This is a genomic window from Mycobacterium sp. E735, from assembly GCF_001666955.1.
Classification (GTDB): Bacteria; Actinomycetota; Actinomycetes; order Mycobacteriales; family Mycobacteriaceae; genus Mycobacterium.
The window spans coordinates 1-24,615 of sequence record NZ_LZIX01000242.1 but is presented as its reverse complement, the minus strand read 5'-3'; the positions used below and the strand labels follow the sequence as shown (position 1 = coordinate 24,615).

Genomic DNA, 24,615 nt, shown 5'->3' with positions numbered 1-24,615 from the left:
AGATCAGGCCGGTAGCGGGGTAAACCCCGCGCCCGGCCGGTGCTTGGCGTTGACGTCGGCCAGGATCGCGTTGAACGACTGCACCACGGCCGGCGTGTGCAGCGGGATGTACTTGATGATGCAGGTCGGCAGGTTGTCGCTGAACGCCCCGTGGATCATGCCGACCAGCATGTTGTTCACCGTCACCGGCGCGCCGGAATCGCCGGGCTGCCCGCACACCTGCATGACGATCGTGCCGGGGTCCTGGCCCGGGCCCCAGGTGACGCCGCACGAGTTCCCGGTGGTGCGGCCCTGCTTGCAGGCGATCTCGCCGAAGGCCGGGTCCGGGCCCAGGCCGTTGATCGCGAAGCCGTTGTAGTTGGCCGTCGGTGTCACCTTCGCGGGATCGAACTTGATGACTGCGTAGTCCAGGTTGTCGTTGCCGGCCACCATGGTGCCCAGGGTGCCGGCGTTCTCCGCGCCCTCGGCGGCGACCTGCGCGCCCGGGCCGCCGCAGTGCGCCGAAGTGAAGCCGATCAGGTCTCCGGCGGTATCGCCCCCGATGGTCGTCAGGGTGCACATGGTGTCCCCGTTGATGACGATGCCGGCGCCGCCGCCCATCGGGATCCTGACATCGGCGGCCGCGGCGCGCACGGGGTAGCCCACCAGGACCAGGAGCGCCGCCCCCATTGCCGCCACGAAGCACCGGTGCGCCGTCTGCACAGCACCACTCCCATCGACAGGCCGGACCCGGACCGGCTTGGCCAGTCTAGTCGGCCGGGCCCCTCGCCCGCCGTGCCCAGCGCGGCCCGCGGGGCGATGGCCCCGGGGCGGTGTGATGCGGCAACGGCCCGCCTCGCGCGTGGGCTCCCGGCAAAGGGCCTGGTTCGGCGCGTTCCGATCGGGTATCAGTTGGCCGACGGGCCGGAGACGGCCTGGTCGACCCGGACCCGGACGTGGCCGGCTTCGGCTGGCCTCGTCTGGCCCGGCGGCGCATGGCAACATGAACCGCGACGACAGCGAGCCGGGCAGTGACGAAAGAGGGGACCGTCTGTGAGCAAAGCCGATGGCAAGAACGGTGTGCCCAGCACCCTGACCACGATCCCCCTCGCCGACCCGCACGCCCGCCCCGCGGAGCCGTCGATCGGTGACCTGATCAAGGACGCGACCACCCAGGTGTCCACGCTGGTGCGCGCCGAGGTGGAGCTGGCCCGCGCGGAGATCACCCGTGATGTCAAGAAAGGCCTGACCGGCAGCGTCTTCTTCATCGCCGCGCTGGTGGTGCTGTTCTACTCCACCTTCTTTTTCTTCTTCTTCGTGGCCGAGCTGCTCGACACCTGGCTGTGGCGCTGGGCGGCTTTCCTGATCGTGTTCGGAATTCAGGTGGTGGTCGGGGCCGTGCTGGCCCTGCTGGGCTTCCTCAAGGTGCGCCGGATCCGCGGGCCGCGGGAGACCATCGAGTCGGTCAAGGAGACGCGCACCGCACTCACCCCGGGTCACGACAAGGCGCAGGGCGCGGTCAGGCAGCTCGATGGGCGTGGGAAGCACGAGAAGCCCGAATCCGATCCGTCGGGTTGGTAAATGGCACCGCCGGACCCGTCGGTAACCCGCATCGACGGGCCGTGGCGGCATTTCGACGTGCACGCCAACGGGATCCGGTTCCATGTCGTGGAGGCGCTGCCCGCCGACACCGACTCGGCCGCGCCGCCCACCGCCCGACCGCTGGTGATGCTGCTGCATGGTTTCGGTTCGTTCTGGTGGTCGTGGCGCCATCAGCTGCGGGGACTGACCGGGGCGCGGGTGGTCGCGGTCGACCTTCGTGGCTACGGCGGCAGCGATAAGCCGCCCCGGGGCTACGACGGCTGGACGCTGGCCGGCGACACCGCGGGCCTCATCCGCGCGCTGGGCCACTCCTCGGCGACGCTGGTCGGCCACGCCGACGGCGGGCTGGCGTGCTGGGCCACCGCGCTGCTGCACGCGCGGTTGGTGTCGGCCATCGCGCTGGTCAGTTCCCCGCACCCCGCGGCCCTGCGCCGGTCCACGCTGACCCGCCGCGACCAGGGTTACGCGCTGTTGGCGACGCTGCTGCGCTACCAGGTGCCCGTGTGGCCGGAACGGCTGCTGACCCGCGACAACGGGGCCGAGATCGAGCGCCTCGTCCGCAGCCGCAGCTGCGCGAAATGGGTTGCCTCCGAAGACTTTTCCGAAGCCATCCGCTACCAGCGGCTGGCGATCCAGATTCCCTCGGCGGCGCACTGCGCGCTGGAATATCAGCGCTGGGCGGTGCGCAGCCAACTGCGTGATGAGGGCCGGCGATTCATGAAGTCGATGAGCCGGCAGCTCGGCGTGCCGCTGCTACACCTGCGCGGCGAGGCCGACCCCTACGTACTGGCCGACCCGGTCGACCGGACGCAGCGTTATGCCCCGCAGGGGCGTTACGTATCCGTCGCCGGCGCAGGGCATTTCAGCCACGAGGAGGCGCCGGAGGAAATCAACCGGCACTTGATGCGGTTCCTGGACTCCGTGGTCAGCTGACGCAGGCGCCGGTGGTGACCTGTTGGGTGTCGCCGATCTTGGCGAGCTGACTGTTCACCTCGTCGGCCGTCAACACGAACCCGGTGTCGGGGTCGTCGACGGCGGCACCGAACACGACGCCGAGCACCTGACCGTTCAGGTCGATCAATGGCCCGCCCGAATTCCCTTGCTCCACATTGGCTCTGATGGTGTAGACGTCGCGGGTGACCGGGGCGGGGTCGCGGTAGATGTCGGGGCCGCTGAGCTTGATGACCTCGCGGATGCGGGCCGGGGTGGCGGTGAAGTTGCCGCCGCCGGGATAACCGAGCACCACGACGCTGGTACCGGTTTTCGCCTCGGTCTGCGCGAAGGCCAACGGCGGGGGCGGCAGGTTGGGGACGGCGAGGATCGCGATGTCGACCGACGGGTCGTAGGACACGACGGTGGCGTCCAGCGGGCTTCCGCTGGCGTAGATCTGCACGCTGTTGGAGCCGGCCACCACGTGCGCGTTGGTCATCACACGGTCGGGTGCGACCACAAACCCACTGCCCTCCAACACTTTCTGGCAACTCGGCGCCAGGCTGCGCACCTTGACAACGCTGGGCGCGGTGGACTGAACCACCGGATTGTTGGCCAGCGCAGGGTCCGGCGAGGCGACCGGGATCACCGGGGTGCGGCTGAACGGCTCCAGCACCGCGGGCAGGCCCGAGGTGTTCAGCAGCGCCGAAAGCCGTTTGGGCACCGTCTTCAGCCACGGCGGGGCGACCTCGTTGACCTGGGCCAGCACCCGCGAGCCGCGGACCGCGGCGGCCAGCTCCGGCTGGTCCTTGGACTGCGTCAGCGGCGTGGCCAGCAACCAGGCCGCGGTCAAGACCACCACCAACTGGACGCCCACCCCGATGAACGAGTCGACCGTGCGGATGGTGCGGCTGCGGATCGCGCCGCGCACCGCCCGTCCGAGCACAACTCCGGCGACCTCGCCGATGACCACCAGCGCGAGGATCAAGAACAGGGCGGCGAACAGCTTGGCCCGCGGCGCCGCGATGTGGCTGACCAGGTGGGGCGCCAGCAGCACACCCGCGATCGCGCCCAGCAACACCCCGACGAACGAGAACAGTGAGCCCACCGCGCCGGACCGCCAGCCCGAGACGGCCGCGATGAAGGCGACCGACAGCACGGCGATGTCCAGCCACTGGGACGGGGTCATCGAGTTCATGTTCATCGGTGGGCACCACCCTGGTCGCCGACCAGCGCCATCGCCGCGTCCAATTCGCGGACGTCGGTGGTGTCCCAGGGCTGGGCCCAGCCGGCGACGTCGAGCATCGCACAAATCACCTGGCCAGTGAATCCCCAAACCAGCATCTCATTCAGCAGAAACGCCGGTCCGGCCCACCGGCGCCCGAGGTCGCCCCGATACACCATCAGCCGGTTGGCCGGATTGATGAAGGCGCGCAACGGAACTCGCGCGACGATCGCGGTTTCGGCCTCGTTGACGACGGCCACCGGACCCGGATCCGGCGAGTAGGCCAGCACCGGGACGACGTGAAACCGCGACGGCGCGATGAACGTGCGTTCCATCGTGACCAGGGGGCGCAACCGGGAGACGTCGATCCCGGTCTCCTCCTGAGCTTCCCGCAGGGCGGTGGCCACCGGGCCGTCGTCCGTCGGATCGGAGGCTCCGCCGGGGAACGCGGCCTGGCCCGCGTGGTGGCGCAGCGTGGAGGCCCGCACGGTGACCAGTAAGTCGGCGTCGTCGGGGACGCCGCCGTCGGCTGGCGCGGACTCCGGCCCGGAGAACAACACCAGGACGGCGGCTTCCCGGCCGCTGCCGCGCAGCGCCGATACCGCCTTGCCGGTGATTAAGGCCAGCACGTCGGCCGGCAGCCGGCGCCGGTACGCCTCCGGCATCCGCTCGACGTTATCGACCAGGGGGCGCAGCCACGGCGGGGAGGCGTCGGGCGTCAGGGGCAGCGCCCCGCGCGCGGCGCCCTGGGCCGCACCGCCCGCGGGCGGGGGCGTGCCCCCAACACTCACCGGGCGCTCCAGTCGGTCCAATTTTCGGCTTATCCCTTGTCTTTTCCGACCGCGGCCGCGATCTCGTCGGCACTGTCGAAGGCCCGCGGCAGCATCTGCGCAACGCTACCGTCCGGCCGCAGAACCACCGTCGCGGGCATGACGTTTACGACACCGAGCGCCGCCGCGACCCGGCGGCGGCCGTCCTGCAGGGTCGGCAGCCGAACGCCCAGTTCGGCCAGCCGCAGCAACGCGGCCGTCTCGTTCTCGTCCTGATGCACCGTCACCACCGTCACGTCCGGCCCGGCCCGGCGTTGATACTCCGCCATCGCGGGCAGTTCGGCCGCACACGGCGCGCACCAATACGCCCAGAGGTTGAGGACCACCCGACGCCCGGCCAGCGCGCGGGCGACGTCGACGACCGAGCCGTCGGCCGCGCAATCGACCGTGATCCCCCGCAGCGCCGGCGGTCCGGGACCGTCGCCGGCGCCCGGACAGGGCGCCAGATCGGCCCGCTGCCGCGGCCCCGCCAGCGCCGCCGGCGTGTCGGCGTCCCGGTGTTCACGGTCCGGCGCGTTCACCGCGGTGCCGGGCCGGGTCGTCGTCGCGGACTGGTCGCGCAGCTGGGCCACCAGGGCCGCGACCAACGCCGCCACCACCGCGAGGATCGCGATCGTCCAGCGCGTGGTGCGCGTCAAGGCCGTGCTCTACAGGCCGGCCAGCGCCAGCAGGTGCTCGGTCTCCGGGCCGCGCACCAGGGGCGCCGCCAGCAGCGGCTCGGTGGGGCCGAGGCCGAAAGACGGACAGTCCTTGGCCACCACGCACACCCCGCAGGCCGGCTTGCGCGCGTGGCACACCCGTCGGCCATGGAAGATCACCCGGTGGCTCAACATGGTCCACTCGCTGCGTTCGATCAGTTCGCCCGCCGCGCGCTCGATCTTGACCGGGTCCTTGTCGGTGGTCCAGCGCCAGCGGTGCAGCAGCCGGGCGAAATGGGTGTCGACGGTGATGCCGGGAACCCCAAAAGCGTTGCCCAAGATGACGTTGGCGGTCTTGCGGCCCACCCCGGGCAGCGTGACCAGTTCTTCCATGGTGGAGGGCACCTCGCCGTCGAACCGTTCGACCAGGGCCTGACCGAGGCCGATGAGCGAGGTCGCCTTGTTCCGGAAGAACCCCGTCGGGCGGATGAGCGCTTCCAGTTCGTCGCGGTCGGCCTGCGCGTAGTCCAGCGCGCTGGGGTACCGCTTGAACAAGGCCGGCGTCGTCAGGTTCACCCTCTTGTCGGTGCTCTGCGCGGACAGGATGGTGGCGACCGTCAGCTCCAGTGGCGTGGTGAAGTCCAGCTCGCAGTGCGCGTCCGGAAACGCCTGCGCGAGCGCCCGATTCATCCGGCGGGCCCGTCGCACCAGGCCGACCCGGGTCTCCTCGGCCCACCGTTGCCCGGTGTCACCGCCCGCAGGGGCCGATGCCGACTTCGCCCGCCCGGACGACTTTGCCGCTGTCACCTACGACAGAGTACTGATTTCGTGATCTCGCCGAGACCTCGTGTTGATTGAAGGCCCTGTTTACTCTCCTTGTGTCATGGTTGCTGGTGGCCTGCGTTCCTGGGCTACTGATGCTGGCGGCGCTCGGCTTGGGACGGCTCGAACGGGGGCTGGCCCGCGAGGACGTCGCGATGATCGCGGTCACCGAGCTTTACGAACACACCGAGCTCGTGGACCTGCGCACGTTGGCGCGGGAGGGCATGCCCGAGGCGCTGGAGCTCCTGCATCGCCGCGATGCCCGGGAACTCGCCGAGGCCGCGCTGGCCGGGCTGACGGCCGCGCCGCGCCACGCCGCGCCGTCGTTTGCCGCCAGCTTCATCGACCACACCGAGCTGACATTGCCGACGCGAATACACGCGCATTCGCGGATCAATCCGCAGTTTAGGGCCACTAGACACGTCAATCGTGTGTAGCGTTGCACGTTGGACAAAATGTCCTACCGCTAGACTCATCACGCGAGCACGGGATTAACCTGGCCGTATCACAAACATTGAAACTTTGAAGAGGCAATGTGGACGAGATCCTGGCAAGGGCAGGAATCTTCCAAGGGGTTGAGCCGGGCGCGGTCGCCGCGCTTACCAAGCAGCTGCAACCCGTCGACTTTCCCCGTGGGCACACGGTCTTCGCCGAAGGCGAGCCGGGCGATCGGCTCTACATCATCGTCTCCGGGAAGGTGAAGATCGGCCGTCGCTCACCCGATGGCCGGGAGAACCTGCTGACGATCATGGGCCCGTCGGACATGTTCGGCGAATTGTCGATTTTCGACCCGGGCCCGCGGACCTCCAGCGCGACCACCATCACCGAGGTGCGCGCGGTGTCGATGGACCGCGACGCGCTGCGGGCGTGGATCGCCGACCGCCCCGAGATCGCCGAGCAGCTGTTGCGGGTGCTGGCCCGGCGGCTGCGCCGCACCAACAACAATCTGGCCGACCTGATCTTCACCGACGTGCCCGGCCGGGTGGCCAAGCAGCTGCTGCAGCTCGCCCAGCGTTTCGGCACCCAGGAGGGTGGCGCCATGCGGGTCACCCACGACCTGACCCAGGAGGAGATCGCCCAGCTGGTGGGCGCCTCGCGGGAGACGGTGAATAAGGCGCTGGCCGACTTCGCCCACCGCGGCTGGATCCGCCTGGAGGGCAAGAGCGTGCTGATTTCGGACTCCGAAAGGCTGGCCCGCCGAGCGAGGTAAGCGCGCGCGGAGCGCGGGCGCAACCGAGCGAGAAATCCGAACCCGAGCGAGGTAAGCGCGCGCGGAGCGCGGGCGCAACCGAGCGAGAATCCGACCCCGAGCGAGGTAAGCGCGCCCGGAGCGCGGGCGCAACCGAGCGAGAATCCGAACCCGAGCGAGGTAAGCGCGCGGGAATTGCGCCGAGCCGGTAATTTCGCAGGCCCTTACTCGCAGTTCTCCTGCAGATTTTCAGGTTCGCTGCAAATAGTTCAGCTGCGCCTGAACGGACCATTCGGCCGCGTCCCAGAGTTTCTCGTCGACGTCCACATAGACGTGTTCGACGACCTGCCGCGCGGTGGCGTCCTCGCCGATGTCACGCAGCGCCGCGCGCACCTGCTCCAGGCGCTCGTGCCGGTGCACCAGGTAGCCCGATGCGACGGCCTCCAGGTTGGCCAGGTCCGGCCCGTGACCGGGCAGCACCGTGCGGGGCCCTAGGCCGCGGAGCCGCCGCAACGATTCCAGGTAGTCGGCCAGGCTGCCGTCTTCTTTATCTATGACGGCGGTGCCACGGCCCAGCACGCTGTCCGCGGTGAGCACCGCGTCGTCGACCAGAAACGACAGCGAGTCGGCGGTGTGGCCGGGGGTGGCCATCACCTTGATCTTCAGGCCGGCCGCGTCGATCACCTCGCCGTCGGTCAGGTGACCGCCGAGGCCGCGCAAGAACCCGCTGCCCGCCGACCGCACCGTCGCGCCGGTGCGCTCGACGAGCTTGTCGATACCGTCGGTGTGGTCGCCGTGCCGGTGACTGATCAGCACCAGCGTGATCCGGCCCAGCCCGGCAACGCGGTCGATGTGCTCGTCGTCGTCCGGGCCGGGGTCCACGACCACCAGCTCGTCGCTGCCCTTGCCGCGAAGCACCCAGGTGTTGGTGCCCTCGAGGGTCAGCAATCCCGGGTTGTCGGCCAGCAGGACCGAGGCGGTCTCGGTGACCGCCCGCAGCCTGCCGTAGGCGGGGTGGCTCAGCGACTCGGGCGCGGCGGTCACGGTCGTGAGCCGACCTCCACGATCAGCTCCACCTCTACCGGCGCATCCAGGGGCAGCTCGGACACGCCGACCGCCGAGCGCGCGTGGGCGCCGGCATCGCCGAACACCTCGGCCAGCAGCTGGGAGGCCCCGTTGATGACGCTGGGCTGGCCGTTGAAACCGGGGGCCGACGCAACGAAGCCGACGACCTTGACCACCCGCGTCACCGCGTCGATGCCCACCAGCGAGTCGATGGCGGCCAGGGCGTTGAGTGCGCAGATCCGCGCGAGCGCCTTGCCCTCTTCCGGGCTGACGTGGGCCCCGACCTTACCCGTCCCGGCGAGCTGTCCGTCCTGCATCGGCAGCTGACCGGCGGTGTAGACCAGGTCACCCGTCCGCACCGCGGGCACGTAGGCGGCCAGCGGGGCCACCACCGCGGGCAGCGCGACACCGAGTTCGGAGAGCCGGGCCGACGCCGTCATCTACTTCGGGCGCTTCAGATACGCGACGTGTTGCTCCCCGGTGGGCCCGGGCAGCACGGACACCAGTTCCCAACCGTCGGCGCCCCACTGGTCGAGGATCTGTTTGGTGGCGTGCGTCAGCAGCGGGACCGTGACGTATTCCCATGCGATCGGTTGGCTCATGGCGCGAGCTTATCGGTCGGGTGTGAACGCCTCTGGCCTGCCCGGGGGCCCGGCGCCGGCCGGGCTAGCATGCGAAGGTGGCAAACATATCGAGCGGCGGTAGCGCCGTCGGCTGGCCGGCGCGGTTGTCGAAGGCCCGCCTGCATTTCGTCACCGGCAAAGGCGGCACGGGCAAGTCGACGATAGCGGCCGCGCTCGCGCTCACCCTGGCAGCCGGGGGCCGAAAGGTTCTCCTCGTGGAAGTCGAAGGGCGGCAAGGCATTGCGCAGCTCTTCGACGTGCCGCCGCTGCCCTACCAGGAGGTCAAGATCGCGACCGCCGAGCGCGGCGGCCAGGTCAACGCCCTGGCGATCGACATCGAGGCGGCCTTCCTGGAATACCTGGACATGTTCTACAACCTCGGTATCGCCGGGCGGGCGATGCGCCGCATCGGCGCCATCGAATTCGCGACGACGATCGCGCCCGGTCTGCGCGACGTGCTGCTGACCGGAAAGATCAAGGAATCGGTGGTGCGGCTGAACAAGGGGGCCAAGACCCCGGTTTACGACGCGGTTGTGGTCGACGCACCGCCGACGGGTCGGATCGCCCGCTTCCTGGACGTCACCAAGGCCGTCTCGGATCTGGCCAAGGGCGGCCCGGTGCACTCGCAGAGCGAGGGCGTGGTGAAGCTGCTGCACTCTGAGCAGACCGCCATCCACCTCGTCACCCTGTTGGAGGCGCTGCCGGTGCAGGAAACGCTCGAGGCCATCGAGGAGCTCGCCGAGATGGAGCTGCCGATCGGCAGCGTGATCGTGAACCGCAACATCGCCTCGTACCTGCAGCCCGCCGACCTGGCCAAGGCCGCCGAGGGACACGTCGACGCGGACTCGGTGCGGACGGGGCTGGAAATGGCTGGGATCAAGCTGAATGACAACGACTTCGCGGGCCTGCTGACCGAAACCATCGAGCACGCGACGGTCATCGCCGCGCGAGCCGAGATCGCGCAACAACTGGACGCGTTGAAGGTGCCGCGGCTCGAACTGCCGACGATCTCCGACGGCGTCGACCTCGGCAGCCTCTATGAGCTTTCGGAAGTGCTTGCGCAGCAGGGGGTTCGATGAGTACCACGCCGAACAAGCTTGATATGGCCACGATCCTGGCCGACACGACCAACCGGGTGGTGGTGTGCTGCGGCGCGGGCGGGGTGGGCAAGACCACCACTGCTGCCGCGATGGCCTTGCGCGCGGCCGAATACGGCCGCAACGTCTGCGTTTTGACGATCGACCCGGCCAAGCGGCTGGCCCAGGCGCTCGGGGTCAACGACCTGGGCAACACCCCTCAGCGCGTGCCGTTGGCGCCGGAGGTTCCCGGCGAGCTGCACGCGATGATGCTCGACATGCGCCGCACGTTCGACGAAATGGTGGTCCAGTACTCCGGAACCGGCCGCGCGCAAGCGATTCTGGACAACCAGTTCTATCAAACGGTCGCCAGCTCGCTCGCCGGCACGCAGGAGTACATGGCGATGGAGAAGCTCGGCCAACTGCTGGCCGAGGACCGCTGGGACCTGGTGGTGGTGGACACCCCGCCGTCGCGCAACGCGCTGGACTTCCTGGACGCGCCCAAGCGGCTGGGTAGCTTCATGGACAGTAGGCTGTGGCGACTGCTGCTCGCGCCGGGCCGGGGTATCGGCCGATTGGTCACCGGCGCAATGGGTTTGGCGATGAAGGCGATGTCAACCGTGCTCGGCTCACAGATGTTGAGCGACGCGGCGGCCTTCGTGCAATCGCTGGACGCCACCTTCGGTGGTTTCCGGGAGAAGGCCGACCGTACCTACGCGCTGCTGAAGCGGCGGGGCACGCAGTTCGTCGTGGTCTCGGCGGCCGAACCCGATGCGCTGCGCGAGGCCTCCTTCTTCGTCGACCGGTTGTCCACCGAAGGAATGCCGCTCGCCGGGCTGGTCTTGAACCGCACCCACCCGACGTTGTGCTCGCTTCCCGCCGAGCGGGCGATCGACGGAACCGAAACGCTGGAGGCCGAAGCGGACTCCGAGGCGGCGTCGCTGGCCGCGGCCGTGCTCAGGATTCATGCCGACCGTGCGCAGACCGCGAAACGGGAAATCAGGTTGCTGTCGCGGTTCACCGGGGCCAATCCGCACGTGCCCGTCGTCGGGGTTCCGTCGCTGCCCTTCGACGTCTCGGACCTGGAAGCGTTGCGCGCCCTCGCCGATCAGATCGCACCGGTTGGCGACGACGCGGCCCGCGCGGCGGCGCAGGGGCCCCTGCACTAGCGGGAGCGATGGGTCCGCGGGTCAGCCGACGCTGCGGGTGCGCCTCTTGTCGAAGAAGTCGGCCCAGGAGACCACCTCGGGGTGCTGCTTGAGCAGGGCGCGGCGTTGACGCTCGGTCATGCCGCCCCAGACGCCGAACTCGACCTTATTGTCGAGGGCGTCGGCCCCGCACTCCTGCATCACCGGGCAGTGCCGGCAAATAACGGCCGCTTTGCGCTGCGCGGCGCCACGGACGAATAGCTCGTCCGGGTCGGTGGTTCGACACAGTGCTTTGGAAACCCAGGCGATCCGTTCTTCGGCATCAACGCTGCGGAGTACCCCTTGAGCGGCCGCAATGTTTGTCCTACGCGCCGCAGGCCGTGTTCCTGACACGAACTGTTCCCTTCCCTACCGGCCGCTCTCGCGACCGCCCTCCTGGGGTGCAGATCCTGACCTGCGATCTACGCCACACTGTGTACATCGGTGTTACCTGAATCTCACCGTGTGTCTAAGTTAGGTGGTCAGCCACCAATTGCGCAACAGTCCGATAACGCTTTTTTTGGGACGGGCGTGCCGTCTCGTCCAAAACGGCGGGCCAAGAAGTGATCTTGGACACGCCCGTTCGGGGGGTCCATTCACTGACGCACGCGCAAATTTTATCCCTGCCGCGGCCGTAAAGCGCTGGTCAATGACGGGGTGAAAAAGTGGGTGAACGCGCAGCGTGGCGGCGTGACAGGGGGCCGCTACTGTAGTAGCCATGTCAGACCGGCCCCAGGCCTTTCTCACCATCCTCAAGCTCGCGGGTTACTGCTTGCTGGCCGGTGTCGTCGCCACGGCGCTGATGTTTCCGTTCGCGGGCGGATTGGGACTGGTGTCCAACCGGGCCTCCGAAGTCGTCGCCAACGGCTCGGCCCAACTCCTCGAGGGTGAGGTCCCCGCGGTTTCGACGATGGTCGACGCGAAGGGCAACACCATCGCCTGGCTGTACTCCCAGCGCCGCTTCGAGGTGCCCACCGACAAGATCGCCAACACCATGAAGCTGGCGATCGTGTCCATCGAGGACAAGCGGTTCGCCGAGCATGCCGGGGTGGACTGGAAGGGCACGCTGACCGGGCTGGCCGGCTACGCCCGCGGCGACGTCGACACCCGCGGCGGGTCGACCATCGAGCAGCAGTACATCAAGAACTACCAACTGCTGGTGACGGCGAAGACCGACGCCGAGAAGCGCGCCGCCGTGGAGACCACCCCGGCGCGCAAGCTGCGCGAGATCCGGATGGCGCTCACGCTCGACAAGACCTTCACCAAGCCCGAGATTCTCACCCGCTACCTGAACCTGGTGTCGTTCGGCAACGGGTCGTTCGGGGTGCAGGACGCGGCGCAGACCTACTTCGGCATCAACGCTTCGGACCTGAACTGGCAGCAGGCGGCGCTGCTGGCGGGCATGGTGCAGTCGACCAGCGCGCTCAACCCCTACACCAATCCCGAGGGCGCGCTGGCGCGGCGAAACCTGGTGCTGGACACCATGATCGAGAACATCCCGCAGGAGGCCGACGCGCTGCGCGCCGCCAAGGCCACACCGCTGGGCGTGCTGCCGCAGCCCAATGAGCTACCGCGGGGTTGCATCGCCGCCGGCGATCGCGCGTTCTTCTGCGACTACGTCCAGGAGTACCTGTCGCGGGCGGGGATCAGCAAAGAGCAGGTGGCCCGCGGCGGCTACCTGATCCGCACCACGCTGGACCCGGACGTGCAGGTGCCGGTCAAGTCGGCGATCGACCAGTTCGCGAGCCCGACGCTGCCGGGCATCTCCAGCGTGATGAGCGTGATCCAGCCCGGCAAGACCTCGCACAAGGTGATGGCGATGGCCAGCAACCGGACCTACGGGCTGGACAGCGACGCCGGGCAGACCATGCGGCCGCAGCCCTTCTCGCTGGTCGGTGACGGCGCGGGCTCGGTCTTCAAGATCTTCACGACGGCCGCCGCCCTGGACATGGGCATGGGCATCAACGCAACCCTCGACGTGCCGCCGCGCTTCCAGACCAAGGGCATGGGTAGCGGTGGAGCCAAGGGCTGCCCCAAGGACAACTGGTGTGTGGTCAACGCCGGCAACTACCGCGGGTCGATGAATGTCACCGAGGCCCTCGCCACCTCGCCCAATACCGCCTTCGCCAAGCTGATTCAGCAGGTCGGGGTGACCCGCACCGTGGACATGGCGATCAAGCTGGGGCTGCGGTCCTACGCCGACCCCGGCACCGCGCGCGACTACAACCCGGACAGCAACGAGAGCCTGGCCGACTTCGTCAAACGGCAGAACATCGGCTCGTTCACGCTGGGCCCCATCGAAGTCAACGCGCTGGAGCTGTCCAACGTCGCGGCGACGCTGGCCTCGGGCGGCACCTGGTGCCCGCCCAACCCGATCGACAAGCTGATCGACCGGCACGGCAACGAGGTCGCCGTGACCACCGAGACCTGTGACCAGGTGGTGCCCGAAGGCCTGGCCAACACCCTGGCGAACGCGATGAGCAAAGACGCGGTGGGCGGCGGCACCGCCTCCGGTTCCGCCGGCGCCGCGGGGTGGACGCTGCCGATGTCCGGCAAGACCGGCACCACCGAGGCGCACCGCTCCTCCGGCTTCGTGGGCTTCACCAACCACTACGCCGCGGCCAACTACATCTATGACGACTCACCCTCGCCGACGGACCTGTGCTCGTCGCCGCTGCGCCACTGCGGCGAGGGCGACTTGTACGGCGGTAACGAGCCGGCCCGCACCTGGTTCACGGCGATGAAGCCGATCGCCACCAATTTCGGCCCGGTGCAGCTGCCGCCCACCGATCCCCGCTACGTCGACGGCTCACCCGGGTCGCGGGTGCCCAGCGTCGCCGGGTTGGACATCGATGCCGCGCGCGCCCGCCTCAAGGAGGCCGGCTTCCAGGTCGCCGACCAGAACAACTTCGTCAACAGCTCCGCCAAGCAGGGCGAGGTGGTCGGGACCTCGCCGAGCGGCGCGACGATCCCCGGGTCGATCATCACCATCCAGGTCAGCAACGGCATCCCGCCTGCCCCACCGCCGCCCCCGGAGGGCGCGCCGGTGCCGGTCGGCTCGCAGGTGGTGGAGATCCCGGGTCTGCCCCCGATCACCATTCCGCTCCTGGCGCCACCGCCCCCGCCGCCGGGGCAGCCGCCCCCGTAGACCGGGCGAGCTGTGACGCCGCGGCGCAAGCTATACGTTGCCAAAGCGCAACCGGCAGTAGGCTGCCAGCATGGCTGATGCAAGCTCAATGGCCCCCCTCCACGGCGGTCCGCTGCGCGGACCGCATCGTCGCGGGGCGTTGCCCACGCTGATACGCACCGGTGCCGTCGCGCTCGGTTCGGCCGTCGCCGGTATCGGTTACGCCGCCGTCGTCGAGCGCAACGCCTTCGTCCTGCGCGAGATCACGATGCCCGTCCTGACGCCGGGTTCCACGCCGCTGCGGGTGCTGCACATCAGCGATCTGCACATGCTGCCCACCCAGCGCCGAAAACAGGCCTGGCTGCGGGAGCTGAGCAACTGGGAACCCGACCTGGTGGTCAACACCGGGGACAACCTGGCGCACCCGAAGGCGGTGCCCGCGGTGGTGCAGGCCCTGGGCGACCTGCTGTCGCGGCCCGGCGTCTTCGTGTTCGGCAGCAACGACTACTTCGGGCCGCGCCTGAAGAACCCCCTGAATTACGTGACCAACCCGTCGCACCGGGTCCACGGCGAACCGCTGCCCTGGCAGGACCTGCGGGCGGCGTTCACCGAGCGCGGCTGGCTCGACCTGACCCACACGCGGCGCGAGTTCGAGGTGGCCGGCCTGCACGTCGCCGCGGCCGGCGTCGACGACCCGCACATCGACCGGGACCGCTACGAGACGATCGCCGGCCCGGCCAGCCCGGCCGCGAACCTGCGCCTGGGACTTACCCATTCGCCGGAGCCGCGCGTGCTGGACCGCTTCGCCGCCGACGGCTATCAGCTGGTGATGGCCGGCCACACCCACGGCGGGCAGGTCTGCCTGCCGCTCTACGGCGCGCTGGTGACCAACTGCGGCCTGGACCGGTCCCGCGCCAAGGGACCGTCCCGGTGGGGCGCGAACATTGCACTGCACGTCTCCGGCGGCATCGGCACCTCCCCATTCGCCCCGGTGCGGTTCTGCTGCCGGCCCGAGGCCACCCTGCTGACGTTGATCGCCACGCCGATGGGCGGTCACGACTCGGCCAGCGACCTGAGCCGTTCGCAGCCAACAGTTTCGGTGCGTTGACCGAGCGGACCCGGATCGCGGTCCGCAGCCACTCCCGGTCCTGGACGGACAACGCGGTCCGGCTGATCCAGGCCGACGCCCGCCGCAGCGCGGACACGCACCTGCTGCGCTACCCGCTGCCGGAGGCATGGGCTAGAAACGGCTCAGACACCGATGTGGCGCTGTACCTCAAGGACGAGACCACCCACATCACCGGCAGCCTGAAACACCGGCTGGCGCGCTCGCTGTTCCTCTACGCACTCTGCAACGGGTGGATCAACGAGAAGACCACGGTGGTCGAGGCCTCGTCGGGATCGACGGCGGTGTCGGAGGCCTACTTCGCGGCCCTGCTGGGTCTGCCGTTCGTCGCCGTGATGCCGGCGTCGACCAGCTCGTCCAAGGTGGCGCTGATCGAAGCCCAGGGCGGCCGTTGCCATTTCGTGCAGAAGTCCAGCGAGGTGTACGCCGAGGCCGAACGCGTGGCCCGCGACACCGGCGGGCATTACCTCGACCAGTTCACCAACGCCGAACGCGCCACCGACTGGCGGGGCAACAACAACATCGCCGAGTCGATCTTCGAGCAGATGGGCGAGGAGACGCATCCGATTCCGGAGTGGATCGTCGTCGGGGCGGGCACCGGCGGCACCAGCGCCACGATCGGCCGCTACATCCGCTACCGGCGGCACACGACCCGGTTGTGCGTCGTCGACCCGGAGAACTCCGCGTTCTTCCCCGCCTACGAAGACGACCGGTACGACCTCGTGATGCCCGCCTCGTCGCGCATCGAGGGAATCGGCAGGCCGCGCGTGGAGCCGTCGTTTCTGCCCGGTGTGGTCGACCGGATGGTGGCGGTGCCCGACGCGGCGTCCGTCGCCGCCGCCCGCCACGTCAGCACCGTCCTGGGCCGCCGGGTGGGTCCCTCGACCGGCACGAACCTGTGGGGCGCCTTCGGCTTGCTCGCCGAGATGGTCGCCGAACGGCGCAGCGGTTCGGTGGTCACGCTGCTCGCCGACAGCGGCGACCGCTATCACGACACCTACTTCGACGACGACTGGGTCGCCGCGCAGGGACTCGATCCGAGCGGTCCGGCCGCGGCGCTGGTGGAGTTCGAGCGTTCCTGCCGGTGGCAGTGACCCGGCACACCGCGGTTTGGCCAGCCGATGGGCGGGTGCGATAGGCTGTCGGAGCTTCAAGCGGGGTGTGGCGCAGCTTGGTAGCGCGCTTCGTTCGGGACGAAGAGGCCGTGGGTTCAAATCCCGCCACCCCGACTCAGTTTGTGTTAGCTGGCAGGACAGCCGGCCAGAGCGTCTGACACTGCGGACGCGCGGCTTTGCCATTAAGCTCAGCCCGCATGGCGCTGGTAAGCCGGACGCCCGAGCAAGGGCGGCGACGCGAGGTCGGCCGACAGGTCGCCCGGTTTGCTGACACCGCGTCGTCGGATGAGGACCCCGCCCACCCGACCCTGGCGGAGATCGCCCGGCGCAAGCAGGAGATCGAGGCCTGGGAAGCGTTCGACGTCGGCGGTTACCGCTTCGCCAAACCCGGCACCATCATCGGGGCGCTGGTCTCCGCCGTGCTGGTGGTTCTCGTGCTGACCCCTCTCCCGCCGAACTGGCCGTGGGACATTCCGACCATGATCCTGGCCGTCTTCACGGCGGTGGCCACGGTGACGTGTGGCCTGTTGTGGTTCGACAATCCGCACCCGCTGCCCCGCCCCGATTCGCTGGTGATCGTGCCTTTCACCCGGGCGGAGAACCTGCGACTGATGGCGGCTCAACCGGTGGAGCCCTACCGCGCGATCTGCGCCTGCCCGGGCTGCGGCGACACGTCCGCGCACCTGATCCGCGAGCCCGGCAAGGACGAACCTGACTGGGCGATGGTCACCCGGCGCTGCGCCGTGTGCGAGCGCGAATGGGCGCAATCCTGAAATTCGTTGCCCGCCAACGCTCTAACCCTGCCCAGGGTTTACGGCCCTAGGCGCAGTCGGCGCAGATCTGCAGGCCCGCCTTCGTGCTGCGCAACCGGCTGCGGTGCTGCACCAAGAAACAACTCGAGCAGGTGAACTCGTCGGAGCGCTGGGGAATCACCGTCACGGACAGCTCTTCACCGGACAGGTCGGCGCCGGGCAGCTCGAAGAAGTGGACGTCGTTGGGATCTTCATCGACCACTGCGGTGACCGAGCCCTGCAAGGTCGGGGCCAGCTCGCGTATCGCGGACTTGTCCTGAGTGTCCATGTCGGAGACCCGGCGTGCGTCATAGTCGCTTGCGGTCGCCATGGCAGTTCCTTCCTGCTGATGAGCCGGGCTGACGCACTTTCCTGTACTCATCCCGTTGGCGCAGGCTGTACCCCGTTCAGGCTCGAGTTACACCGACCGTCTCGAAAAAGTTGCGCCGGCGGAACCTGAGCTGCCTCAGCCGCCGGGCCGCGGCGGGGTAATGCGCCAGCGCCAGGCCCAACCACGGCGCAACGACCGAGACCAGCAGCGCCCCGATGGCCACCCCTTCGTGCCCCACCAATAGCTCGAACAAACCGATCGCCAGGCTGACCGCCCAGACGGCCACGGCCGCGAGGCCGAGCAGCGGGAAATCCCGCTCGTACTCGGCCGGATAGTTTGCTGCTCGCAACGGGACTGGCGCGACCATGATCGACTCTTACCCGGTCACGACCGCGATCAAACGTGTGGTTGGCCCGAGGCGGGCAGGTGTTCGTTAGCTCACAGGGTCAGCTGCTCGGCGGCGGGGCGGGCTGGTCGGAATTCGCGGCGTGCCAGGCAAGTTCGGCGTCGCGCACCTTGCGATGGGTGCGCGCCAGCCACACCACGCTCGCCGCACCCAGCAGCGCGGCCAGGACCACCGCGGTCAGGCCCGCCGCAAAGTGCCGGGTCGCCAACTCGAATAGACCCACGATCAGGGCGAGCACCGCGACGGCCGAGCCCGCCAGGCCGGGTGCGTTGGCCCCGTTGGTGACGGTTTCACCGGCGTGCTGACGGAACGTCCGTTGGTGATCGATCGGGTCATCGTTGCGGGAATTCAACTGGCCTCCTCGCGAGAAATCTTGCGCGTCAGGGTGATTCGTGCGGCATCTGGCCCGCCGATCGAGCCGGCGCCTGAGGCGGCGGCCACCCCGCGACCCATAAACCGCAACCGCTTCGCGGGATCATCAACGGCGGTTACCCGCCGCCCCAGTCCCCAAACCGTTCGCCGCACCGGTGTCAGCCGGCCCCGAGGTGGGTATGCCGCGCAGATGAAACCCGCCGTTCTGTTCGACGTCGACGGAAGCCTGATCGACTCCAACTATCTGCACGTCTGCGCGTGGCTGCGCGCCTTCGACGACGAGGGACTGCCCGTGGCCGCCTGGCAGATCCACCGTTGCATCGGAATGGACGGCTCCACATTGGTCCGGACCCTCTCCGATGACGCACCGGACGAGGTTCAGGAGCGGCTGAGCGACGGGCACAGCCGTTACTACCGGGAGAGCACCCACCTGCTCACGCCCCTGCCCGGCGCCCAGGCGCTGCTGCGGCGGGTCGCCGACCTGGGCCTGCAGGTCGTGCTGGCGACGTCGGCGCCCGACGACGAATTAGAGATCTTGCGCAAGGTCCTCGATTGCGAGGAGGTCATTTCGGAGACCACGTCGTCGCGGGACGTCGACACCGCCAAACCCGAGCCGGGCATCGTGCAGGTCGCGCTGGACCGCGCCGGGGTCAACGCCGATCATGCGGTGTTCGTCGGGGACGCCGTGTGGGATGCGCACGCGGCGGGAGGCGCCAAGTTGCCGTGCATCGGCCTGCTCAGCGGCGGGATCGCGCGCGAGGAACTGCAGGCGGCGGGTGCGTCACCGATCTTCGCCGATCCCCAGGACCTGCTGAACCATCTGGACTCGACGCGAATCCACGAACTCGCGCTACATGCCGCGCGAGCGCAGTAGCAGCGGCAGCAGCCACCAGAAGAACGTAAACAGCGTCAGCGCACACGCTCCCGCGATCAGGGCCGGGCTGCGCCCCGCCACCGCGGCGAACACGATGACCGTCACCCCGGTCAGGGCGAGGCCGAGCAGCGCCAGCCCCGCGTAGGCGCACCGATGGGCGGCCGACACCAAGACCTGTAGGCGGTGCCGGCGGAACAGCATTCTGTGCATGCCTACCGGGGCGATCAGCAGGACGGTCGCGCCCACCGAACAACCCACCGTGATCAGGTAGGCGTCGCGCAGGACGGGCGCCAGGACGTCGAACCGCTGCTGGAACGGCAACGTCAGCAGGAAGCCGGTGAGCAGCTGCACCCCGGTCTGCACCACGCGCAGCTCCTGCAGCAGGCTGTTCCAATTGCGGTCCAGCCGTTGGATTTCAGTTTCGCCGCGCTCGCGGCTGTCCCAGTGCTGGTCGTCTTGCGGGTGATCGACGTCCATAGCCGTGATCATCGCACCTGGCGCACCCGCCAGCGCCGTTTCCCGACGAGGAATCGAGGTGTTGAATTCGAATTGCACTCGGCGGTCGGCCGATTTGCAATCGAATTCCACCAAATACGTTGTGCCGCAAGACACGGCGATACCCGAGCGCCTAGCGGCTGATGTTGTCGTCCCGGACCGCGGTCAGGGCGTCGTCGAGCGTCGGGTGCAGCGGGAAGGTCTTGTCCAGGCCGGTCAGGTGAATCGGCCGCCTGGTTGCCGGACCACGCGCGACCACCCCGAACCCCGTCGCCTCGCCCAGCTTCTCGTACGTCGCCGCCAGGATCTTCAGCCCCACCGAACCGAGGAACTCCACCGCCGAAAGATCGATGACCAGAGCCGCCGGGTTCTCCGCCACTACCGCGCCGATGGCCTGTTCCAGGGCCGGCGCCGTGACCAAATCGATTTCGCCGCTGACACTGACCACGGACACGCCATCGTGGTCCTCAACCAACGTGGTAATCGAATCAGGAGCTGACAATGGCGATCCTTTGTCCTGGGCCTTAAGTGTGGTGCAAGCCTAGCCTGCGTTGCGAACTGCGAGAAGAATATGCCCTCGACACCTGCCCCGCGACAACCCACGCTAGTCTCGCAAAATCGAGCCTGCACGCGACGGGGCGCGAACCGGCACTCGGGAGGCCACATGTCAGATTCGCCGTCGGAGTTCGGCAGCGCGGGTGCCGCCGCCCAGGCAGCCACCATTTCCAGCGAGGGCCTGCTGCCCCAGCTCGTCCAGCATCTGCGGCAGAACCGAACGGTGCTGCGCGAGGAATGGGCGCGCAGGATCACCGAGGCCGAACTGCTCACCGCGATGACGCCCGAGGAGCTGTTCTCCGAGGCGACCGCCGTCTACGACAACTACGTGGAGGTGCTCGAGACCGGTAGCGTCGAGGCGCTGCAGGCCTACGCGCGCGACCTGTCGGAGCGCATCATTCCGCGGGGCGTGGAAACCGACGAGGTCGTCGGCATCGTGTTGTTGCTGCGTGACGTGCTGGCGCGCTCGTTGTTCGAGAAGTACCAGGCCGAGTTCGAGATGCTCAACCGGGTGCTGGACGCCTACGAACCGGCGGCCAACCGCATCGCCAACACCGTGGCCGTGTCCTTCGTGCAGGAACGCGAGCGCATCATCCGCCAGCAGCAGGAGGCGATCCGCGAGCTGTCGACGCCGGTGCTGCAGGTGCGTGAGCAGTTGCTGATTCTGCCGATCATCGGTGTGCTCGATTCCCAGCGCGCCCGCCAGGTCACCGAGCAGCTGTTGAGAGCCATCCGCGCGAACCGCGCGAAGGTGGTGGTCATCGACATCACCGGCGTGCCGACCATCGACTCCACGGTGGCCAACCACCTGGTGCAGACGGTCGACGCGTCGGGCCTGATGGGCGCCAGCGTCATCATCACCGGCCTGTCCTCCGAAATCGCCCTGACCCTGGTGACGATCGGCCTGGACCTGTCCAAGATGAACGCGGTCGGCGACCTGCAGGGCGGCATCGAGGAAGCCGAGCGCCTGCTGGGCTACGAAGTCTCCCGCACCGGCGAGCAGCCAGGCTAGACATCAGGAACGCGAGCGCCCCATGCCAGTACCGATTCTGAAACAGGGTGCGATTCTGATCGCCTCGGTACAGGCCGCGCTCAGCGATTCCGACGCCGAGCGGCTGCGCTACGACCTGATGGAGCGGGTCAGCCGGTTCCGCGCGCAGGGCATCATCGTCGACGTCACCGCCATCGACGTGATGGACTCCTTCGCGGCCCGGTCGCTGCGCACGATCGCGCACATGACCCGGCTGCGCGGCGCGGACACGGTGATCGTCGGACTGCAGCCGGAAGTCGCCTTCGCCATGGTCCAGCTGGGGTTGGCGTTCGACGACATGAACACCGCGCTTGACCTCGAAGAGGGCCTGGCACTGCTGAATCGCCAACTGGCGCAACGAAAACCGACGATCGGGCGCGACGGTGGCGGCTGATATAGTCGTCGACATCGACAATTCCGACGACATCGTCGAAGCTCGCAAAGCCGGACACCAACTCGCCCTCGATCTGGGATTCTCCCTCACCGACGTCACGATGATCGCCACGGCGATCTCCGAGATCGCGCGCAACATCACCAGCTACGCCGGCCGGGGCACCGTCCGAGTGTTCGTGGCCGACCGCGACGGCCGCAAGGCCCTGGTGGTGCGCGCCGAGGACGAGGGTCCGGGCATCGCCGACATCGAGCGGGCGATGGAGGACGGTTATTCGACCGGTCGCGGGCTGGGAATGGGCCTGCCCGGCTCCCGCCGGCTGATGGACCGACTGTTCGTGGAGTCGGCGCTGGGCAAGGGAACGGCCGTCGAGATGTGGAAATGGGTGCCGCCCCGTGCATGAGAACGGCCGGTTCGGTCCCATCGAGTGGGCGAGGGCGGGGCGCCCTCTGCCCAGCGAGTACACCTCGGGTGACCGGGGCCTCGCCGTCGACCTCGCCGGCGCCGCCGCCCTGTTCGGCGTGGTCGACGGCCTCGGCCACGGCCCCGAAGCCGCAGCCGCCGCGCTGCGCGCCGTCGAAACGGTCCAGCGCTCCAGCACCGAGCGCCTGGAGGTGCTGATCCAGCTGTGTCACCGCGTGCTCGAGGGCAGCAGGGGCGTCGCGATGACCTTGGCGCGTATGGACTTCGCGGCCAACACGCTGACCTGGACCGGCGTCGGCAACGTCACCGCCGACCTGGTGGCCAAATCCCCGACCGGCGTGCAGATTCGACACAGCGCGCGGCTGACCGCGGGAATCGTCGGCTACCGCATACCGGAAATCCGGCCGGCGCAGATCATTTCGATCCGTCCCGGGGACCTGCTGGTGATCAGTACCGACGGGATCACCGAGAATTACCTGGACCACATCGACTTCTCGGCCACCGCCGTCGTCATCGCCGAGGAACTGCTCGGTAAGGACGCCAAGGAAACCGACGATGCCATGGTACTGACCGCTCGTCATCGGGGGACTTCGACGTGAGCGACAGCGACGACTTCCACGCCCAGTACGCCGCGGCCTTGCGCGCCTACATGCAGGCGCGGGACGAGGACAGCCTGGCCGCCGCGTACGAACTCGGCCGCCGGGCCCTGCAAGAGGAAGTCAGCCTGCTCGCGATCATCGAGCGGCACGTGCAGCTGATTCTCGGCCTGGCCAAGGACATTCAGATCGACGCGCCGATCGCGCTGGAATTCCTGTTGCAGATGCTGGTCCCCCTCGACATCGCCACCCGGGGCTTTCTGGACGGCACGCGCCGCTTCGCGCGCGAGCGCGCCCGCGCCGAGGGGCTGGCCGACCGCGACAGATTCCGCACCGCGGTCGTGAATTCGTTGCAGGAGGGATTCTTCGTCGCCGACCACGAGGGCTCCGTGATCGAGATGAACAACGCCCTGATCGAAATCCTGGGTTATCCGGCGGAGGGTCTGCCCTACCGATGGCCACATCCGTGGTTGGTCGACCAGAAGGGCGCGAGCCAACAACAGTCGCTGGTGCAAAGCATCGGCGCCACCGCCTACGAGACACCCATCCGCCATCGCGACGGGCATCTGGTCTGGGTAACGGTCAGTATCAACGCCGTTCAGGGCAGCGGCAGCGACCAGGACGTCTTCGTGGGGACGATCCGTGACATCACCGCCGAACGCGCCTTCGCCGCAAGGGAAAGCGCGGTCCTGCGCCTGGCGACGGCCGTGGCCGTCGCCAAAAGCGTGGACGAGCTGCTGTCCATCACGCTCGACGAGTGCAGCACGGCGATCGACGTGCAACGCGTGGTCGCGATCTCGTGGCCGACCGGCGAGGGTGAACCCACCGTGCAGGTGGCGGGCGAGTCGTCCCAAATACCTTGGCGCAGGCTGGATCCGTGGCTGCGCCGGACGTTTGAGGACGCCCGCCATCAGCTGCCGCTGACGGCGAGAACGGTCGAGCACCCCGACAATCCCGGCAAGGCACAGGGTTTGGTGGCGGTACTCTCCGGCGCGGGCGACCTGGCGTTGTGGTTGGAGCTGCGCTCGCCACGCTGGGTCAGTGCCGAAGACCGGCTGCTGGTCACCGTCCTCATCGGACACCTCAGCCTCGCGATGCAACACGTCCGCCAATTCGAGAGCGCCCGCGAGACGTCGCTGACCTTGCAGCGCGCCCTGCTGCCGACGATGGAGCCGCCGCCGGGCTTCGCCGTGCGTTACGAGCCCGCCGTCCCGCCGTTGGAGATCGGCGGCGACTGGTACGACGTGCTGCCGATCGGCGACCACCGCATCGGCATCGTGGTCGGCGACTGCGTGGGCCGTGGCCTGCCGGCGGCCGCGGTCATGGGTCAGCTACGCAGCTCCGCGCGGGCGTTGCTGATCAACGGGGCCGAGCCCGCGCTGCTGCTCGATCAACTGGACTCGGCGGCCTCGCTCATCCCGAACGCCTACTGCACCACCGTCTTCCTGGCGATCCTGGACACCGAATCCGGGGTCCTGCAGTACAGCAACGCCGGCCACATGCCCGCCCTGCTGGTGGGGCCGGAACCGGACACGACCGCGATGTTGACCGACGCGGCGTCGGTGCCGCTGGCCGTGCGCCGCGCGGAACCCCGCCCGCAGGCCAGTCGCGTACTGCCACCGGGGTCCACCCTGATGCTGTTCACCGACGGGCTGGTGGAGCGCAAGCACGAATCCATCGACGACGGGATCAACCGGGCCGCCGCGGTCCTGGTGAAGACGACCGCGCTGCCACTGGATTCCGTCGCCGATGCGGTTTTGCGTGAGTTGGCCCCTCCGGCTGGGTATGACGACGATGTGGCAATGGTGATCTACCGG

30 protein-coding genes and 1 tRNA gene are annotated in these 24,615 nt (G+C 68.7%); 17 read left to right on the top strand and 14 right to left on the bottom strand.

The features are described from left to right. Positions 1 to 3: 3 nt before the first annotated feature. Positions 4 to 702, bottom strand: a complete 699-nt coding sequence (locus A5704_RS19625) for a serine protease (protein ID WP_156669929.1) — start codon at positions 700 to 702, stop codon at positions 4 to 6. 330 nt (positions 703 to 1,032) lie between these two features. Here A5704_RS19625 and A5704_RS19620 point away from each other — a divergent pair, with 330 nt between their 5' ends. After that, positions 1,033 to 1,560, top strand: a complete 528-nt coding sequence (locus tag A5704_RS19620) for a phage holin family protein (RefSeq protein ID WP_067749555.1) — start codon at positions 1,033 to 1,035, stop codon at positions 1,558 to 1,560. Next, a complete protein-coding gene (locus A5704_RS19615) occupies positions 1,561 to 2,514 on the top strand; it encodes an alpha/beta fold hydrolase (protein WP_067749557.1) in 954 nt (317 codons plus the stop codon). Here the strand turns inward: A5704_RS19615 and marP are convergent. From marP to nth, 4 genes are read right to left on the bottom strand one after another with little or no spacing between them, the layout of a single operon-like run. After that, positions 2,507 to 3,700 (bottom strand): acid resistance serine protease MarP, encoded by a 1,194-nt coding sequence (gene marP / locus A5704_RS19610; protein ID WP_156669930.1) that lies wholly within the window; start codon positions 3,698 to 3,700, stop codon positions 2,507 to 2,509. The genes A5704_RS19615 and marP overlap by 8 nt on opposite strands. Positions 3,701 to 3,711: 11 nt before the next feature. Further along, the gene (locus tag A5704_RS19605) at positions 3,712 to 4,527 is read right to left on the bottom strand and encodes a CoA pyrophosphatase (RefSeq protein WP_067749561.1); all 816 of its coding nucleotides are present in this window, start codon (positions 4,525 to 4,527) and stop codon (positions 3,712 to 3,714) included. A 29-nt stretch (positions 4,528 to 4,556) separates the two neighbouring features. Beyond that, entirely contained in the window at positions 4,557 to 5,204 is a 648-nt protein-coding gene (locus A5704_RS19600) for a TlpA disulfide reductase family protein (RefSeq protein WP_067749563.1), read from the bottom strand. 9 nt (positions 5,205 to 5,213) lie between these two features. Continuing rightward, a complete protein-coding gene (gene nth / locus A5704_RS19595) occupies positions 5,214 to 5,894 on the bottom strand; it encodes an endonuclease III (protein ID WP_067749565.1) in 681 nt (226 codons plus the stop codon). Between the two features lie 173 nt (positions 5,895 to 6,067). Between nth and A5704_RS19590 the strand changes: the two genes are divergently transcribed. Both A5704_RS19590 and crp read left to right on the top strand, forming a co-directional pair. Next, on the top strand, positions 6,068 to 6,463 hold the full coding sequence (locus tag A5704_RS19590) for a hypothetical protein (protein ID WP_231969184.1): 396 nt from the start codon (positions 6,068 to 6,070) through the stop codon (positions 6,461 to 6,463). Between the two features lie 98 nt (positions 6,464 to 6,561). Continuing rightward, entirely contained in the window at positions 6,562 to 7,236 is a 675-nt protein-coding gene (crp, locus tag A5704_RS19585) for a cAMP-activated global transcriptional regulator CRP (protein ID WP_044508824.1), read from the top strand. A 228-nt stretch (positions 7,237 to 7,464) separates the two neighbouring features. On the opposite strand, the gene A5704_RS19580 is transcribed toward crp, so the two are convergent. From A5704_RS19580 to A5704_RS28465, 3 genes are read right to left on the bottom strand one after another with little or no spacing between them, the layout of a single operon-like run. Beyond that, positions 7,465 to 8,259, bottom strand: coding sequence for an MBL fold metallo-hydrolase (locus tag A5704_RS19580; RefSeq protein ID WP_067749569.1), 795 nt, complete (start codon positions 8,257 to 8,259; stop codon positions 7,465 to 7,467). Further along, entirely contained in the window at positions 8,256 to 8,720 is a 465-nt protein-coding gene (locus tag A5704_RS19575; protein ID WP_067749572.1) for a RidA family protein, read from the bottom strand. Before A5704_RS19575 ends, A5704_RS19580 begins: the two co-directional genes overlap by 4 nt. After that, entirely contained in the window at positions 8,721 to 8,882 is a 162-nt protein-coding gene (locus tag A5704_RS28465; RefSeq protein WP_073871548.1) for a DUF4177 domain-containing protein, read from the bottom strand. Positions 8,883 to 8,959: 77 nt separating this feature from the next. Here A5704_RS28465 and A5704_RS19570 point away from each other — a divergent pair, with 77 nt between their 5' ends. Next, a complete protein-coding gene (locus A5704_RS19570; RefSeq protein WP_067749574.1) occupies positions 8,960 to 9,982 on the top strand; it encodes an ArsA family ATPase in 1,023 nt (340 codons plus the stop codon). Continuing rightward, entirely contained in the window at positions 9,979 to 11,148 is a 1,170-nt protein-coding gene (locus A5704_RS19565) for an ArsA family ATPase (RefSeq protein ID WP_067783353.1), read from the top strand. Before A5704_RS19570 ends, A5704_RS19565 begins: the two co-directional genes overlap by 4 nt. 21 nt (positions 11,149 to 11,169) lie before the next feature. Here A5704_RS19565 and A5704_RS19560 read toward each other — a convergent pair whose 3' ends face one another. Further along, positions 11,170 to 11,520 (bottom strand): WhiB family transcriptional regulator, encoded by a 351-nt coding sequence (locus A5704_RS19560; protein ID WP_065443482.1) that lies wholly within the window; start codon positions 11,518 to 11,520, stop codon positions 11,170 to 11,172. 364 nt (positions 11,521 to 11,884) lie between these two features. Between A5704_RS19560 and ponA2 the strand changes: the two genes are divergently transcribed. The 5 genes from ponA2 (at position 11,885) to A5704_RS19535 (ending at position 17,307) form a co-directional block, all read left to right on the top strand. After that, positions 11,885 to 14,314, top strand: a complete 2,430-nt coding sequence (ponA2, locus tag A5704_RS19555; RefSeq protein ID WP_067890564.1) for a transglycosylase/D,D-transpeptidase PonA2 — start codon at positions 11,885 to 11,887, stop codon at positions 14,312 to 14,314. 88 nt (positions 14,315 to 14,402) lie between these two features. Further along, positions 14,403 to 15,401, top strand: a complete 999-nt coding sequence (locus tag A5704_RS19550; protein ID WP_082954909.1) for a metallophosphoesterase — start codon at positions 14,403 to 14,405, stop codon at positions 15,399 to 15,401. Then, positions 15,398 to 16,513, top strand: coding sequence for a PLP-dependent cysteine synthase family protein (locus tag A5704_RS19545; RefSeq protein WP_067759860.1), 1,116 nt, complete (start codon positions 15,398 to 15,400; stop codon positions 16,511 to 16,513). Before A5704_RS19550 ends, A5704_RS19545 begins: the two co-directional genes overlap by 4 nt. A 61-nt stretch (positions 16,514 to 16,574) precedes the next feature. Beyond that, positions 16,575 to 16,648: transfer RNA gene (locus A5704_RS19540), tRNA-Pro, on the top strand. Between the two features lie 83 nt (positions 16,649 to 16,731). Beyond that, complete coding sequence (locus A5704_RS19535; RefSeq protein ID WP_067783340.1) at positions 16,732 to 17,307, top strand: hypothetical protein; 576 nt, start codon at positions 16,732 to 16,734, stop codon at positions 17,305 to 17,307. 46 nt (positions 17,308 to 17,353) lie between these two features. On the opposite strand, the gene A5704_RS19530 is transcribed toward A5704_RS19535, so the two are convergent. The 3 genes from A5704_RS19530 to A5704_RS19520 form a co-directional block, all read right to left on the bottom strand. Continuing rightward, positions 17,354 to 17,656 (bottom strand): DUF4193 domain-containing protein, encoded by a 303-nt coding sequence (locus tag A5704_RS19530; protein ID WP_067749329.1) that lies wholly within the window; start codon positions 17,654 to 17,656, stop codon positions 17,354 to 17,356. Positions 17,657 to 17,732: 76 nt separating this feature from the next. Next, positions 17,733 to 18,023, bottom strand: a complete 291-nt coding sequence (locus A5704_RS19525) for a hypothetical protein (RefSeq protein ID WP_082950332.1) — start codon at positions 18,021 to 18,023, stop codon at positions 17,733 to 17,735. A gap of 79 nt (positions 18,024 to 18,102) precedes the next feature. Further along, positions 18,103 to 18,414, bottom strand: a complete 312-nt coding sequence (locus tag A5704_RS19520; RefSeq protein WP_067749326.1) for a hypothetical protein — start codon at positions 18,412 to 18,414, stop codon at positions 18,103 to 18,105. Positions 18,415 to 18,624: 210 nt separating this feature from the next. Between A5704_RS19520 and A5704_RS19515 the strand changes: the two genes are divergently transcribed. Further along, positions 18,625 to 19,308, top strand: coding sequence for an HAD family hydrolase (locus tag A5704_RS19515; protein ID WP_067749315.1), 684 nt, complete (start codon positions 18,625 to 18,627; stop codon positions 19,306 to 19,308). On the opposite strand, the gene A5704_RS19510 is transcribed toward A5704_RS19515, so the two are convergent. Continuing rightward, entirely contained in the window at positions 19,285 to 19,785 is a 501-nt protein-coding gene (locus A5704_RS19510) for a DUF6328 family protein (RefSeq protein WP_067749333.1), read from the bottom strand. The genes A5704_RS19515 and A5704_RS19510 overlap by 24 nt on opposite strands. 151 nt (positions 19,786 to 19,936) lie before the next feature. Next, the gene (locus A5704_RS19505) at positions 19,937 to 20,305 is read right to left on the bottom strand and encodes an STAS domain-containing protein (RefSeq protein WP_156669914.1); all 369 of its coding nucleotides are present in this window, start codon (positions 20,303 to 20,305) and stop codon (positions 19,937 to 19,939) included. Between the two features lie 162 nt (positions 20,306 to 20,467). Between A5704_RS19505 and A5704_RS19500 the strand changes: the two genes are divergently transcribed. From A5704_RS19500 to A5704_RS19480, 5 genes are all read left to right on the top strand, one after another. After that, positions 20,468 to 21,370: an STAS domain-containing protein gene (locus A5704_RS19500; protein ID WP_067749310.1), complete on the top strand. Its 903-nt coding sequence runs from the start codon at positions 20,468 to 20,470 to the stop codon at positions 21,368 to 21,370. A 22-nt stretch (positions 21,371 to 21,392) separates the two neighbouring features. Further along, positions 21,393 to 21,782 carry an STAS domain-containing protein gene (locus tag A5704_RS19495; RefSeq protein WP_067270791.1) on the top strand — a complete coding sequence of 130 codons (390 nt, stop codon included), beginning with the start codon at positions 21,393 to 21,395 and terminating at the stop codon, positions 21,780 to 21,782. Then, positions 21,772 to 22,182 carry an anti-sigma regulatory factor gene (locus A5704_RS19490; protein WP_067749308.1) on the top strand — a complete coding sequence of 137 codons (411 nt, stop codon included), beginning with the start codon at positions 21,772 to 21,774 and terminating at the stop codon, positions 22,180 to 22,182. Before A5704_RS19495 ends, A5704_RS19490 begins: the two co-directional genes overlap by 11 nt. Continuing rightward, the gene (locus A5704_RS19485; RefSeq protein ID WP_067749307.1) at positions 22,175 to 22,801 is read left to right on the top strand and encodes a SpoIIE family protein phosphatase; all 627 of its coding nucleotides are present in this window, start codon (positions 22,175 to 22,177) and stop codon (positions 22,799 to 22,801) included. Before A5704_RS19490 ends, A5704_RS19485 begins: the two co-directional genes overlap by 8 nt. Then, on the top strand, positions 22,798 to 24,615 hold a 1,818-nt coding region (locus A5704_RS19480; RefSeq protein WP_067749306.1), incomplete at its 3' end, for a SpoIIE family protein phosphatase. The genes A5704_RS19485 and A5704_RS19480, both read left to right, overlap by 4 nt.